The 13,654-nt window shown below is 70.0% G+C and carries 16 protein-coding genes; 12 read left to right on the forward strand and 4 right to left on the reverse strand.

What is annotated here, in order from left to right; translation table 11 throughout:
* Both ACWBNA_RS33975 and ACWBNA_RS33980 read left to right on the forward strand, forming a co-directional pair.
* Positions 1-785 (forward strand): RDD family protein (locus ACWBNA_RS33975; protein ID WP_482708356.1); only part of this gene is annotated, 785 nt, incomplete at its 5' end.
* 89 nt (positions 786-874) lie between these two features.
* Positions 875-1,558: an RDD family protein gene (locus tag ACWBNA_RS33980; protein ID WP_482708357.1), complete on the forward strand. Its 684-nt coding sequence runs from the start codon at positions 875-877 to the stop codon at positions 1,556-1,558.
* A gap of 94 nt (positions 1,559-1,652) precedes the next feature.
* On the opposite strand, the gene ACWBNA_RS33985 is transcribed toward ACWBNA_RS33980, so the two are convergent.
* Positions 1,653-1,955 (reverse strand): hypothetical protein, encoded by a 303-nt coding sequence (locus ACWBNA_RS33985; RefSeq protein WP_482708358.1) that lies wholly within the window; start codon positions 1,953-1,955, stop codon positions 1,653-1,655.
* Positions 1,956-2,355: 400 nt separating this feature from the next.
* Between ACWBNA_RS33985 and ACWBNA_RS33990 the strand changes: the two genes are divergently transcribed.
* A complete protein-coding gene (locus tag ACWBNA_RS33990) occupies positions 2,356-4,701 on the forward strand; it encodes an immune inhibitor A domain-containing protein (RefSeq protein WP_482708359.1) in 2,346 nt (781 codons plus the stop codon).
* Between the two features lie 134 nt (positions 4,702-4,835).
* Positions 4,836-5,174, forward strand: a complete 339-nt coding sequence (locus ACWBNA_RS33995) for a hypothetical protein (RefSeq protein WP_383859421.1) — start codon at positions 4,836-4,838, stop codon at positions 5,172-5,174.
* Between the two features lie 36 nt (positions 5,175-5,210).
* On the opposite strand, the gene ACWBNA_RS34000 is transcribed toward ACWBNA_RS33995, so the two are convergent.
* Positions 5,211-5,798 (reverse strand): isochorismatase family protein, encoded by a 588-nt coding sequence (locus tag ACWBNA_RS34000; RefSeq protein ID WP_482708360.1) that lies wholly within the window; start codon positions 5,796-5,798, stop codon positions 5,211-5,213.
* A gap of 192 nt (positions 5,799-5,990) precedes the next feature.
* Positions 5,991-7,337, reverse strand: coding sequence for a nicotinate phosphoribosyltransferase (locus ACWBNA_RS34005; protein ID WP_482708361.1), 1,347 nt, complete (start codon positions 7,335-7,337; stop codon positions 5,991-5,993).
* Positions 7,338-7,403: 66 nt separating this feature from the next.
* Between ACWBNA_RS34005 and clpS the strand changes: the two genes are divergently transcribed.
* From clpS to ACWBNA_RS34045, 8 genes are all read left to right on the forward strand, one after another.
* Positions 7,404-7,712, forward strand: a complete 309-nt coding sequence (gene clpS / locus ACWBNA_RS34010; protein WP_053749283.1) for an ATP-dependent Clp protease adapter ClpS — start codon at positions 7,404-7,406, stop codon at positions 7,710-7,712.
* A 12-nt stretch (positions 7,713-7,724) separates the two neighbouring features.
* Positions 7,725-8,327 carry a DUF2017 domain-containing protein gene (locus ACWBNA_RS34015; protein WP_482708362.1) on the forward strand — a complete coding sequence of 201 codons (603 nt, stop codon included), beginning with the start codon at positions 7,725-7,727 and terminating at the stop codon, positions 8,325-8,327.
* Positions 8,328-8,670: 343 nt separating this feature from the next.
* The gene (locus ACWBNA_RS34020) at positions 8,671-10,113 is read left to right on the forward strand and encodes an amino acid permease (RefSeq protein ID WP_482708363.1); all 1,443 of its coding nucleotides are present in this window, start codon (positions 8,671-8,673) and stop codon (positions 10,111-10,113) included.
* 75 nt (positions 10,114-10,188) lie between these two features.
* Positions 10,189-10,611, forward strand: a complete 423-nt coding sequence (locus ACWBNA_RS34025; RefSeq protein ID WP_482708364.1) for a M67 family metallopeptidase — start codon at positions 10,189-10,191, stop codon at positions 10,609-10,611.
* A gap of 36 nt (positions 10,612-10,647) precedes the next feature.
* On the forward strand, positions 10,648-11,685 hold the full coding sequence (locus ACWBNA_RS34030; protein ID WP_482708365.1) for a LacI family DNA-binding transcriptional regulator: 1,038 nt from the start codon (positions 10,648-10,650) through the stop codon (positions 11,683-11,685).
* Between the two features lie 130 nt (positions 11,686-11,815).
* The gene (locus ACWBNA_RS34035; RefSeq protein ID WP_316959376.1) at positions 11,816-11,911 is read left to right on the forward strand and encodes a putative leader peptide; all 96 of its coding nucleotides are present in this window, start codon (positions 11,816-11,818) and stop codon (positions 11,909-11,911) included.
* 113 nt (positions 11,912-12,024) lie between these two features.
* Positions 12,025-12,303 (forward strand): MoaD/ThiS family protein, encoded by a 279-nt coding sequence (locus ACWBNA_RS34040; RefSeq protein ID WP_482708366.1) that lies wholly within the window; start codon positions 12,025-12,027, stop codon positions 12,301-12,303.
* A gap of 15 nt (positions 12,304-12,318) precedes the next feature.
* Positions 12,319-13,269 (forward strand): PLP-dependent cysteine synthase family protein, encoded by a 951-nt coding sequence (locus tag ACWBNA_RS34045; RefSeq protein ID WP_482708367.1) that lies wholly within the window; start codon positions 12,319-12,321, stop codon positions 13,267-13,269.
* Between the two features lie 18 nt (positions 13,270-13,287).
* On the opposite strand, the gene ACWBNA_RS34050 is transcribed toward ACWBNA_RS34045, so the two are convergent.
* Positions 13,288-13,654 (reverse strand): type II toxin-antitoxin system PemK/MazF family toxin (locus ACWBNA_RS34050; RefSeq protein WP_482708368.1); only part of this gene is annotated, 367 nt, incomplete at its 5' end.

Raw genomic sequence — 13,654 nt, forward strand, 5'->3', positions numbered from 1 at the left:
CCGGTCCGGGTGCCGCTCAGGCGGCCGCTCCCGCCGCTCTCTCCGGCCCGCAGCAGGCACCCGCGCCGAGCGGTCCGCAACAGCCGGCCGCCCCGAGCGTGCCCCAGCAGTCCGGCGCGCCCCAGCCCGTCGCCTCCGCCGCTTCCTCCGGCGCCCCGATGACGAGTGGCTCGGGTGGCGGCCAGCCCTCCTGGGCGCAGCAGGTGCACCGACTCGCGGGCGCGTCCGACGAGGAGCAGCCGGTCACGCCGTGGAAGCCGCCGGTGGAGGACATCTTCCAGGCGGCCGCCAGGCGCCAGGCGTCGGCCCGGCCCGCGAACCTCGGCAAGCGGCTGGCCGCCCGCCTGGTGGACACCCTGGTCCTCATGGCGGTCACCGCCGGGGCCGCCGTACCGCTCGGCACCAGGGCGATGGACCACGTCAACGAGAAGATCGACGCGGCCAAGCTGTCCGGCGAGACCGTCACGGTCTGGCTGCTGGACGGCACGACGTCGGTCTACCTCGGGATCATCCTCGCCGTCCTGCTGCTCTTCGGCGTCCTCTACGAGGCGCTGCCCACCGCCAAGTGGGGCCGCACCCTCGGCAAGAAGCTGTTCGGCCTGGAGGTGCGGGACATCGAGGGCGGTGAGCCGCCGACCTTCGGCGGAGCCCTGCGCCGCTGGCTCGTCTACAGCGTGCCCGGTCTGCTCGCCATCGGTGTCGTGGGAGTCGCGTGGGGCCTGTTCGACAGGCCGTGGCACCAGTGCTGGCACGACAAGGCGGCGCATACGTTCGTGGCGGGCTGAGGGCGTACGGCGGACGTCGTACGCGATTCCGTAGCCCGGACGGCCGCTCGCCGGATGCGGCACGGGAGGGTTCGCGGTCGACTCGGGCCATGAGCAGCGAACCGCCTCCCGGCTCCGGTCAGCAGCCACCGGAAGACGACCCGTTCAGGAAGCAGCCCCCGCCGGGCGAGGGCTCGGGATCGCCGTACGGCGGTCAGCCCCCGTACGGCGGTCAGCCACCGCCCCACCAGGGCGGCGGTGACCCCTACGGCGGCGGTGGGGGTGCCCCGTACGGCGGTGGCGGCGCCCCGTACGGCGGCGGGTACCCCGGCGATCCGCTGGCCGGCATGCCCCCGCTCGCCGACAGCGGCCGGCGCACGCTCGCCCGGATCATCGACATGATCCTCGTGGGCGTCGTCGTCTGGCTGGTCACCTTGGCCTTCAGGGTCAACGAGTACGACGTGGGAGGCGACGACGTCGAGTACGGCAAGTCACTCGGGCAGTCGCTGGTCGCGGCCGTGCTCTACATCGGCTACGACACCTTCATGATGGCCAGGTCGGGGCAGACGCTCGGCAAGAAGTGGCTGGGCCTGCGGGTGGCCAACCTCGACAACGGGGCCACGCCGTCGGTGCAGAGCATGCTGATCCGCTCGGCGGTGCTGTGGATCCCCTTCGCGTTCTGCTGCGCCTGCGTCTGGACCGCGATCTCGGGCGGCTGGAGCTTCTTCGACAAGCCCTACAAGCAGGGCCTGCACGACAAGGCGGCGAAGACGGTGGTGGTCAAAACCACCTGACCACCGAGTCGGCACCGACAGCTACAACAGACGTACAGACCTGCAGAGGTCAGATCTGCAGACGTCAGATCTGCAGACGTCAGCCCTGCAGACGTCAGGACGCGGCGCGCTCGTGCACGGGATGTTCGGACGCCCCCGAGGCGATCGAGGCCGGCACGGGCGCCGGTGCCGTTTCCGCGGCGGGGCGGTGCATCGCGATCACGCGGGACTTCGGCTTCGGAACGGTCATCGCGACCAGCAGTCCGAGGGCGAGCGCCGAGAAGGCGATGACCGCGATCCCCACGGCCGAACTCGTCTGTGACAGCAGAAGCATGGCTAGCGTCGAGGAAATCACGGTGCACGAACCGTAGGCGAGCTGTGCGGCCGTCGGGCGAGGCGTGACAGTCGGACGAGGCATGTCAATCGTGTCCTCGGAAGTGGGGTCCACGGGGGGTGTCGGCCTGGCTTTCCGCCGTATTTCGGGCGTTCCGCCAATCGACTCTAATCGCCTGCATGCCCGAGTGGAACGAACGGTAAGCGTGACCTGACCAACAGTGCCGGAGCACGGGGGGCGCACGGAGTCATGACGTCCAGCAGGCGGACGGATCCGCGCGCCTGTTCGGTCGGCCGTCATGTGTCCGCAAAGTGGACTCCACTTCCGCATAACGTACTTGGCGTGCCCAAGTCAAGATCTGTCTTTTCTCCTCAACGTCTAGTCAAATGACGTCACTTGACTACACGCGTTGATCAGGCGCACGCGGACCCCCCAGACAGGCCCCCCTCTCTTCCGTGTGCCCGGACGCGGGGGAGGATCTCAAGTGACCAGCAGACCCTGGCAGTTCAGAGTGGCGGCCACCGCCGTCGCGCTCGCCGCGGCGACCGCCACCTTCTCCACCTTCGCGGTGGCACAGGCCGATCCGGCCGACGCACCCGCGGCCGTCGACGGGCACGACCCGCAACCGGCGAAGAGCAGGGAGCACGACCTCGACGGACCTCTGTCGAAGACCCGGGAGGCGCAGCGCGAGGAGGCGCTCGACCAGGTCATATCCGGCGCCGCCAAGGTCAAGGACCGCAACGGCTCGAAGGTCGTCCAGCTCAAGGGCTCCAAGGGCAAGGGCAAGTACGTCGAGCTCGGCCGCGAGAAGACCGACAAGATCTTCACCATCCTCGTCGAGTTCGGCGACCAGATCGACAGCCGTTACGGCGGCACGGTCGGCCCGCTCCACAACGAGATAGCCCAGCCGGACCGCGCGGTGAACAACAGCACGGCCTGGCAGGCGGACTACAACCAGGCGCACTTCCAGGACCTGTACTTCGGCACCGGCAAGAACACCGAGTCGCTGAAGAAGTACTACGAGAAGCAGTCCTCGGGCCGCTACTCGGTCGAGGGCGAAGTGACCGACTGGGTCAAGGTCCCCTACAACGAGGCCCGTTACGGCTCCAACGACGCCGCCACCGGCGCCTGGTACGCGGTGCAGGACGGCGTCGACGCCTGGGTCACCGAGCGCGAGGAGGCCGGTGACACCGCCGCCGAGATCAAGGCGGAGCTCGCCGAGTTCGACCAGTGGGACCGCTACGACTTCGACGGCGACGGCGACTTCAACGAGGCCGACGGCTACATCGACCACTTCCAGATCGTGCACGCCGGTGAGGACGAGTCCGCCGGCGGCGGCGCGCAGGGCGAGGACGCGATCTGGGCCCACCGCTGGTACGCCTTCGGCACCGACGCCGGCTCCACCGGCCCCGACACCAACAAGCTCGGCGGCGCCCAGATCGGCGACACCGGTATCTGGGTCGGCGACTACACCATCCAGCCGGAGAACGGCGGACTCGGCGTCTTCGCCCACGAGTACGGTCACGACCTCGGCCTGCCCGACGAGTACGACACCTCGGGCGGCGGCGAGAACTCCACCGGCTTCTGGACCCTGATGTCGTCCGGCTCCTGGCTCGGCACCGGCAAGGACTCCATCGGTGACCTGCCCGGCGACATGAACGCCTGGGACAAGCTGCAACTGGGCTGGCTCGACTACGACGTGGCCAAGGCGGGCACCAAGTCCAGCCACACCCTGGGCGTCGCGGAGTACAACACGAAGAACCCGCAGGCCCTCATCGTCGAGCTGCCCGACAAGGCGGTCACCACGGACGTCGTCACCCCGGCGCAGGGCGCCACCCAGTGGTGGAGCGGCAGCGGCGACAACCTCCGCAACACCCTGGCCCGCACGGTCGATCTGACCGGCAAGTCGTCGGCGTCGCTGACCCTCGACGGCTGGTGGGACATCGAGACCGACTTCGACTACCTCTACGCCGAGGTCTCCACCGACGGCGGCACCAACTGGACGCCGGTCGACGGCACACTCGCCGACGGCACCGCGATCACCCGCGACGGCAGCGGCAAGCCCGCCCTCACCGGCACCGTGGACGCCTACCAGAAGCTGACCTACCCGCTCGACGCCTACGCGGGCAAGAAGGTCGACGTGCGCTTCCGGTACGCCACCGACGGCGGTGTGGCCCAGATGGGCTTCGCGGCCGACGAGATCACGGTGACCGCCGACGGCGCGGCCCTCTTCTCCGACAACGCCGAGTCGGCGGACGCGGCCTGGACGGCGAACGGCTTCTCCCGCATCGGCGCGTCCATCTCGGACGACTACGCGCAGTACTACATCGCCGAGAACCGCCAGTACGTGTCGTACGACAAGACCCTCAAGGTCGGCCCGTACAACTACGGCTTCTCCACGACCCGTCCGGACTGGGTCGAGCACTACGCGTACCAGAACGGCCTGTTGATCTGGAAGTGGGACACCTCCCAGGCCGACGACAACACCAGCCAGCACCCCGGTGAGGGTCTGATCCTTCCGGTCGACTCGCACCCGACGCCGCTGAAGTGGTCCGACGGCTCGCTGATGCGCAACCGCATCCAGGCCTTCGACTCGACCTTCAGCTGGTACCCGACGGACGCGCTCACGCTCCACAACGCGGACGTCGCGACGAAGATCAAGTCGCGGGCCGGGGTCCCGGTCTTCGACGACGGCAAGTCGACGTACTACGACGCGTCGACCCCGCTCGCGGGCGTCAGGGTCACTGACACCAACACCCGGATCAAGATCGTCAAGGAGCCGCTGAGCGGCTCGACGATCACGCTCCAGGTCGGACCGTCCGCGAAGTAGCCAACGTTTTCGCAGGTCAGACGGTGATCGGCGGCGACCCCCTGGCGGGTTGCCGCCGATCGTGTTTAGGTGCGTCCTGTGGCTGTCTTATTGACACTGATGTTGACGTCGACTCGCACGGGGGTTGTGACCGTATGGCCGTAGGAGGTTTCTGCAAGCTGCCGACCGGCAGCGTGGTGGTGGCGCTGAACCTGCCCAGCCCCACCACGCACGGCACGGGCTGCGTGCGCGTCCTCGTGCACGCCCAGAACCGGGCGCGCGCCCTGACCAGGCTGCGCAACCTGGGCATGCGCGCGGTCTACCTGCGCGGCAACGCCGCCCCGCCGACGCCGGACGAGATCACGGCGGTCCTGCACCATCCGGACGGCCTCATATGGCGCACGGCACCTGACAACGGTGTCGGTGCGGAACTGGTCCAGGAGCTCTGGCACCCGATCCGGGCTCTGCTCAGGCGCCCCGCGGCCCCTGCATGACGGTGCCGGGCTCCCGGCTGCCGGCCGGGCGGCTGTCTAGACGATCGGCTTCCCGGTCAGCTCCACGCCCGCCGCACGCAGCTCCTCCAGCGCCCGGTCGGTGGTCTGCTCGGCCACCCCGGCCGTGAGGTCGAGCAGCACCTGCGTACGGAAGCCCTCGCGGGCCGCGTCCAGGGCGGTGGCCCGCACGCAGTGGTCGGTGGCGATGCCGACGACGTCGACCTCGTCGACCTGGCGGGCGCGCAGCCAGTCGGCGAGCGTCACGCCGTTCTCGTCGGCGCCCTCGAAGCCGCTGTAGGCCGCCGCGTACGCCCCCTTGTCGAAGACGGCGTCGATGGCGCCGGAGGCGACCGCCGGGGCGAAGTTCGGGTGGAAGCCGACGCCCTCGGTGCCGGCGACGCAGTGCGCGGGCCAGGAGTGGGCGTAGTCGGGGTTGTCGGCGAAGTGGCCGCCGGGGGCGATGTGGTGATCGCGGGTGGCCACCACGTGCTGGTAGCCGGAGCCGGCGGCCTGCCCGATCAGCTCGGTGACGGCGGCGGCCACATCGGCGCCCCCGGCCACCGCGAGGCTGCCCCCCTCACAGAAGTCGTTCTGCACGTCAACGACGATCAAGGCGCGGCGCATGGTCGGTGTCCTTCGACTATGGGGTCGGGGAGGGGGAGGGGTGCGAGCCCGGCCGGTGAGCTTCCGAGCCTACGGACTTGTGGGTCGGGGCGGGAGGGGGCGCACGGCACGGCACGACAGGGCGGATGGGCGGAAGCGTTACGGCGGTTGGGCGCAAGCGGTACGGCGGGTGCGTGAAGCAGGGCACCCGCTCTAGCTACCCGAGCGCCCGTGCGCGTACTCCGTCGGGATGACCGGTTCTCCGCGCGACAACTGCGTCGCCGACAGCGGCAGGCCGGCCCGGGCGGCCGCGTGCCGGTCGCGTACGACGTCCAGCGGCTCCCGCGCGACGACCTCGCCGCCCTTGACCAGCTCGACGAGCAGCTGCCGGTCGGCGAGTTCGCCCGGCACCGGCCCGGTGCCCACGACCTCGGCCTCCGCGACCCCGTACTCGTCCAGGCGCCGGGCGGCCCACTTGCGGCCGCCGACGGACGTCTTGCCGCCGGTGGACTTCTTCGCCACCGGCACCAGCGGGGCCTTCGGGTCGGCGGTCTCGGCGCGGGCGACCAGCTTGTAGACCATCGCCGCCGTCGGGTGCCCGGAGCCGGTCACCAGCTGGGTACCGACGCCGTACGCGTCCACGGGCGCAGCCGCCAGCGAGGCGATCGCGTACTCGTCGAGGTCGGAGGTCACGATGATCCGCGTGTTGGTGGCGCCCAGCTCGTCCAGCTGCTGGCGCACCCGGTGCGCGACGAGCAGCAGGTCGCCGGAGTCGATGCGCACCGCGCCCAGCTCGGGCCCGGCGACCTCGACGGCCGTCCGGACGGCCTCGGTGACGTCGTAGGTGTCCACCAGCAGCGTGGTGCCCCGGCCGAGCGAGTTCACCTGGGCCTGGAAGGCGTCCCGCTCCTGGTCGTGCAGCAGGGTGAAGGCGTGGGCGGACGTGCCGACCGTCGGGATGCCGTACCGGAAGCCGGCCGCCAGGTCGGAGGTGGTGGTGAAGCCGCCGACGTAGGCGGCGCGCGCGGCGGCGACCGCGGCGAGCTCGTGGGTGCGGCGGGCGCCCATCTCGATGAGGGGGCGCTCGCCCGCGGCGGAGGACATGCGGGAGGCGGCCGCGGCGATCGCCGAGTCGTGGTTGAGGATCGACAGGATCACGGTCTCCAGGAGCACGCACTCGGCGAAGGAGCCCTCGACCCGCATGATCGGCGAGCCCGGGAAGTACACCTCGCCCTCGGGGTAGCCCCAGATGTCACCCGAGAAGCGGTAGGAGGCGAGCCAGTCGAGGGTCTCGTCGTCGACGATGCCGCCGTCGCGCAGGAAGCCGAGGACGTCCGCGTCGAAACGGAAGTTCTCGACCGCGTCCAGCACCCGGCCGGTGCCCGCGACGACGCCGTAGCGGCGCCCCTCCGGCAGCCGCCGGGTGAAGACCTCGAACACGCTGCGCCGTTCGGCGGTACCCGCCTTCAGAGCGGCCTGCAGCATCGTGAGCTCGTACTGGTCCGTGAAGAGCGCTGTCGAGGGAACGTCCACCGGCAGCCCTAGGTCCGCTGTGTTCATGGCAACAGATGCTACCCCCATTTGTGTCAGTGTGACGATTTGTGGCGTGCGTGGCAGCATGGCCATGTGACGTCACCCGCTCCCGTAGAGATCGAACGCACCGAGTCGGCGGAAGAGGTCTTCGCCGTCCCCGAGCCGGACGTCCCCTGGGTCACCATCGTCCACAACGACCCCGTCAACCTCATGAGCTATGTGACGTACGTCTTCCAGTCGTACTTCGGCTACTCCAAGGACAAGGCCACCAAGCTCATGCTCGACGTCCACCACAAGGGCCGGGCCGTCGTCTCCAGCGGCAGCCGCGAGGAGATGGAGCGCGACGTGCAGGCGATGCACGGCTACGGCCTGTGGGCCACTCTCCAACAGGACCGGAAGTAGCGATATCCCCTGATGCCAGGACAATTCGAACCGCTCCCCGGCGGCGGCGCGGCCGTCGCCCTCGACGACGTCGAGATCTCCATCATCCGGTCGCTGGCCGTCCAGCTCCTGGAGCTCATCGGCCCCGGCCCCGCCGAGGACGCCCCCGACGACCCGCTCGCCGAACTCTTCGCCGACGGCCCGAGCGAACCGCCCGCCGACCCCGTCCTGATGCGCCTCTTCCCGGACGCCTACAGCGACCCCGAGGGCACCCCGGGGCCCAAGGAGGCCGAGGAGCAGCGGGCGTACTCCTCCGAGTTCCGCCGCTACACCGAGAACGACCTGCGGGCCGGCAAGCGCGACAACGCCCTCGTGGTGATCCGCACGCTGGACGAGCTCAGCGGCGCCGGCGAGGGCGGGGCGGTCCTCAAGCTGTCGCCGGAGCAGTCCCGGCAGTGGCTCGGCGCCCTGAACGACCTGCGGCTGGCGATCGGCTCCCGGCTGGACATCGCGGCAGAGGAGGACACCGACCTCCTCTACCGACTGCCGGACGAGGACCCGCGCAAGCCCATGGTGATGGCGTATCTGTGGCTCGGAGGGCTCCAGGAGACCCTCGTTTCGACACTCATGCCCTGACTTGTGACGGTTCTGTGTTCGCTCAGAGGACGCTCAAATCCGGATAACGATCACGTCACCGTGACGGACACCTATGCCCCTCCAGGGTGGCTTTTGTCCAAATCTCCCTGTGTGCTGCGCCACACGTCGCTCAGGCGATCAGTATTGCGGCCGTGATAAATCTTCACGACCGCCCGGCGAACACCACCCGAATGTTCGGCCGGGTGCGCCACCGAGCCGGCGGATCGCCGGCCAGGCACGAGCGGGCCGCAAGGCCCGCTCAGCTCCATCAATCCGGGGGGATCGGAACCCGATCCGAGGCCGACGAGAGGCCCGGTTCGGCATGGAGGAAGGCGCACCACACATGACCTCAGCGCAGGTCGACACGGAGAAGACCCCCGAGGGAGAGGGGTACGAACGCGGGCTCGGCAGCCGCCAGGTCCAGATGATCGCCATCGGCGGCGCCATCGGCGTCGGCCTCTTCCTGGGAGCCGGGGCGAACATCGCCAAGGCCGGCCCCAGCCTCATCTTCATGTACGCCCTCGCGGGCGTGATCATCTTCTTCATCATGCGGGCGCTCGGCGAGCTCCTGCTGTACCGCCCGGTCTCGGGCTCCTTCGCGGAGTACTCGCGCGAGTTCCTCGGCCCGTTCTTCGGCTACTTCACCGGCTGGACGTACTGGCTGATGTGGGTGGTCACCGGCATGGCCGAACTGACGGCCGCCGCGATCTACGTCAACTACTGGTTCCCCGACATCCCGCGCTGGGTGACGGCCCTGGTCTTCCTGGTGATCCTCTTCGGGGTCAACCTGATCTCCGTCAAGCTCTTCGGCGAGCTGGAGTTCTGGTTCTCGATGGTCAAGGTCACCGCCCTCATCGGCATGATCGTGATCGGCCTGGGCGTCCTCACCTTCGGCTTCAGCAGCGCCGGTGACACCGCCGCCGTCTCCAACCTCTGGGCCTTCGACGGGTTCTTCCCCAAGGGCGTCGGCTCGTCCCTGATGACCCTGCAGGGCGTCATGTTCGCCTACCTCGCCGTCGAACTGGTCGGCGTCACGGCCGGCGAGTCCGAGGACCCGGAGAAGACCCTCCCCAAGGCGATCAACACCCTGCCCTGGCGCATCGCGCTCTTCTACGTCGGCGCCCTCACCGTCATCCTGTGCGTCGTGAAGTGGACCGAGTTCGCGGACGGCGTCAGCCCCTTCGTCGAGGCCTTCGCGAAGATCGGCATCCCGGCGGGCGCCGGCATCGTGAACTTCGTCGTGCTCACCGCGGCCCTGTCGTCCTGCAACTCCGGCATGTACTCCACGGGCCGCATGCTGCGGAACCTGGCCGAGAGCGGCGAGGCCCCCGCGGCCTTCAAGAAGCTGTCCTCGACGAAGACCCCGGCCTTCGGCATCACCGTCTCCGTGCTCTTCATGGGCATCGGCGTGATCCTGAACTACATCGTCCCGGAGAAGGCCTTCGGCTACGTCGTCTCCGTCGCCACCGCGGCCGGCATCTGGACCTGGCTGATGATCCTGATCAGCCACGTCCTGTACCGCCGCGCGGTCGTGGCCGGCCGCCTGCCCGCCTCGCCCTTCCCGGCGCCGGGCGGCTCCAAGTGCAGCTACGTCGCGATCGCGTTCCTGCTCTTCGTCACCGGCCTGATCGCCTACGACGCCGACGCCCGCGTCTGCCTCTACGTGATGGCCGGCTGGTTCGCCGCCCTGGCCATCGGCTGGCGGATCCTGAAGAGCCGTGACCCGCGGATCGCGGAGCGCGGCGGCGAACGCGGCGGCGAGCCGGAGTTCGAGAAGGTCGGCTGACCCCTCCGCCCAGGATGTGGGCCGCCCCGTACCACCCTCCGGTACGGGGCGGCCCTTCTGTTTATCCTGACCAGCATGCTGACCATCACCCAGGCCCTGTTCGACCAGATCGTCGCCCACGCGCGCGCGGACCACCCCGACGAGGCGTGCGGCGTGGTCGCGGGCCCGGAGGGCACGGGCCGCCCCGAGCGCTTCATCCCGATGCTGAACGCCGCCCGCTCGCCCACCTTCTACGAGTTCGACTCGCAGGACCTGCTCAAGCTCTACCGCGAGATGGACGACCGCGACGAGGAGCCGGTGGTCATCTACCACTCCCACACCGCGACCGAGGCCTACCCCTCCCGCACCGACATCTCCTACGCCAACGAGCCGGGCGCGCACTACGTCCTCGTCTCCACGGCCGACACGGACGAGGCGGGCCCCTTCCAGTTCCGCTCGTTCCGGATCGTTCAGGGCGAGGTGAGCGAGGAGGACGTCAAGGTCGTCGAGGCATACTGACCGCGCTATGCCCACGAACAACTCGCCCCACCGGAGATGGTGTTGACGCAGCGGCCGAACTCACGGCGCCCCACCCTGCAGGACGTCGCCCGCCGCTCGGGCGTTTCCAAGTCCACGGTGTCACGAGTCATCAACGACGAGCCCAAGGTGCGCGCCGAGGTCGTCGACCGCGTCCGGGAAGTGATCACCGAGCTCGGCTACGTCCCGAACCAGGCCGCCCGCCAACTGGTCACCCACCGCACCCACGCCATCGCGGTCGTGGCCACCGAACCCGACAACCGGCTCTTCCTCGACCCGTTCTTCGACCGCCTGCTGCGCGGCATCCGCAGACAACTCGCCGAGCACGGCGCCCAGGCGGTCCTGCTCTTCCTGGACGAACCGGACGACTACACACGCGTGGCCGACTACCTCGGCGGCGGCCACGTCGACGGCGCCATCCTCTTCTCACTGCGCCCCGGCGACCGGCTGCCCGAGATGATCGACCGGATCGGCCTGCCCGCCGTCTTCGGCGGCCGGCCCCTGCTGCGCGACGGCGACACCGCGCACCGCCACGCGTACGTCGACGGCGACAACCGCGGGGGAGCCCGCCAAGCCGTCCAGCACCTCGTCTCGCTCGGCAGGACACGCATCGCGACCGTCACCGGCCCCCACGACCAGGAGACCTCCGCCGCCGACCGGCTCGCCGGGTACCGGGACGTCCTCCCCGACGCCCCGCCCGACCTGACCGAACGGGCCGACTACACCCGCCAGGGCGGCGCCGACGCCATGGCCGCCCTCCTCGACCGGCACCCCGACCTGGACGCCGTCTTCGTCGCCTCGGACCTCATGGCCTCCGGCGCCCTGCACACACTGCGCACGCACGGGCGCCGGGTGCCCGAGGACGTGGCCGTCGTCGGCTTCGACGACCTGACCGACATCGCGGAGTCGACCGACCCGCCCCTCACCACGATCCACCAGGACGTCGACGGCATGGGCCGCCTGATGGCCCGGCTGCTGTTCGACCCCTCCGAGCGCGTGGAGGCGCCCTCCACCGTCGTCGTACCGACCAGCCTGGTCCTGCGCGCGTCCGCCTGAACAGAACCGCCTGAACAGAACCGCCTGAACAAAGCCGCCTGAACAGTGTGATCTCACTCTCCGGCCGGAAACCGTCCGGAATGTGGGATCACATTCCGGGACCCCGACCGGGAATCGATACGATGAGCCCATGGTTTTCCACGACGTGAGCGAAAAGACGCCGGGCATGCTGCTCGTGGCGCGGCTGCACGTCGACCTGTGCAGGCTCGCCAGCGCCATCTGTTGACGCTGCCCTGCCGCCGTACGGCCGTGAGCCGCGGCGCCTGACGCACCACCCCTTGCTGTACTGCGCTGCCGCGCGCCCACCGACCAGACACCTTCCGACAGGAGCCCTGAGCCATGGCCATCGAGGTCCGCATCCCGACCATCCTCCGCACGTACACCGACGGCCAGAAGGCCGTGGAGGGCACCGGGGACACCCTCGCCGAGCTCTTCGACGACCTCGAGACCCGGCATGCGGGCATCCAGGCCCGCATCGTGGACGGCGGGGAGCTGCGCCGCTTCGTCAACGTGTACCTGAACGACGAGGACGTCCGCTTCCTCGACGGCATCACCACCAAGCTCACCGACGGCGACAGCATCACGATCCTGCCGGCCGTGGCCGGCGGCATGGTCTAAGGCCCGCTGTCCCCCATGCGCTACGACTCCCCGCTGGCCGCGGTGGGCAACACCCCTCTGGTGCGCCTGCCGCGGCTCTCGCCGTCCGCCGACGTCCGTATCTGGGCGAAGCTGGAGGACCGCAACCCGACCGGCTCCGTCAAGGACCGCCCCGCCCTGCACATGATCGAGCAGGCCGAGAAGGACGGCCGCCTGACCCCCGGCTGCACCATCCTCGAGCCCACCTCGGGCAACACCGGCATCTCCCTCGCCATGGCCGCCAAGCTCAAGGGCTACCGCATGGTCTGCGTGATGCCCGAGAACACCTCGCAGGAACGCCGCGAACTCCTCGCCATGTGGGGCGCCGAGATCATCCCGTCGCCCGCCGCGGGCGGCTCCAACACCGCCGTACGGGTCGCCAAGGAGCTCTCCGCCGAGCACCCCGACTGGGTGATGCTCTACCAGTACGGCAACCCGGACAACGCGGGCGCCCACTACGCGACGACGGGCCCGGAGATCCTCACGGACCTCCCCTCGGTCACCCACTTCGTCGCGGGCCTCGGCACCACCGGCACCCTGATGGGCGTCGGCCGCTACCTCCGCGAGAACAAGCCCGACGTCAAGATCGTCGCCGCCGAGCCGCGCTACGACGACCTGGTCTACGGCCTGCGCAACCTCGACGAGGGCTTCGTACCCGAGCTGTACGACGCCTCCGTCCTGACCACCCGCTTCTCCGTGGGCTCGGCGGACGCCGTCACCCGCACCCGCGAGCTCCTCCAGCAGGAGGGCATCTTCGCGGGCGTCTCCACCGGCGCCGCCCTGCACGCGGCGATCGGCGTCGGCAACAAGGCCGTCAAGGCGGGCGAGAGCGCGGACATCGTGTTCGTCGTCGCCGACGGCGGCTGGAAGTACCTGTCCACCGGGGTCTACACGGCGGCCACCACCGAAGAGGCCATCGAAACCCTCCAGGGCCAGCTCTGGGCGTAAGCCCCTGACGCGCAGCCCTTACGCAGCCAGGTGACGGACCTGGTCCCACAGGACCGGGTCCACCACCCCCACCCTCCGCCGGAAATCCCCCACCGGCACCTCGCGCAGCTCGTCCGTCTCCAGGAAGCTCGCGCGCCCGTGGGCGTCGCCCACCGAACCCGGCGGCAACGGGATCACCCCGGCCCGCTCGTCGTGGTACTTGCTGGTGATCTTCGCGACGGTCGCCCGCCCACCGTGCACCACCAGCACCAGACAGGGCCGGTCCTTGCCCCCGGGCCCGTCCTCGTACGGCACGGTCGCCCACCAGATCTCCGCAGGCCGCGGCCTCGCCCGGCCCCGCCCGCGCGGCCCTGCCGGACGCCCCGGCGGACGCGTCCGCCGCCCC

Source organism: Streptomyces sp. Q2 (assembly GCF_056820935.1).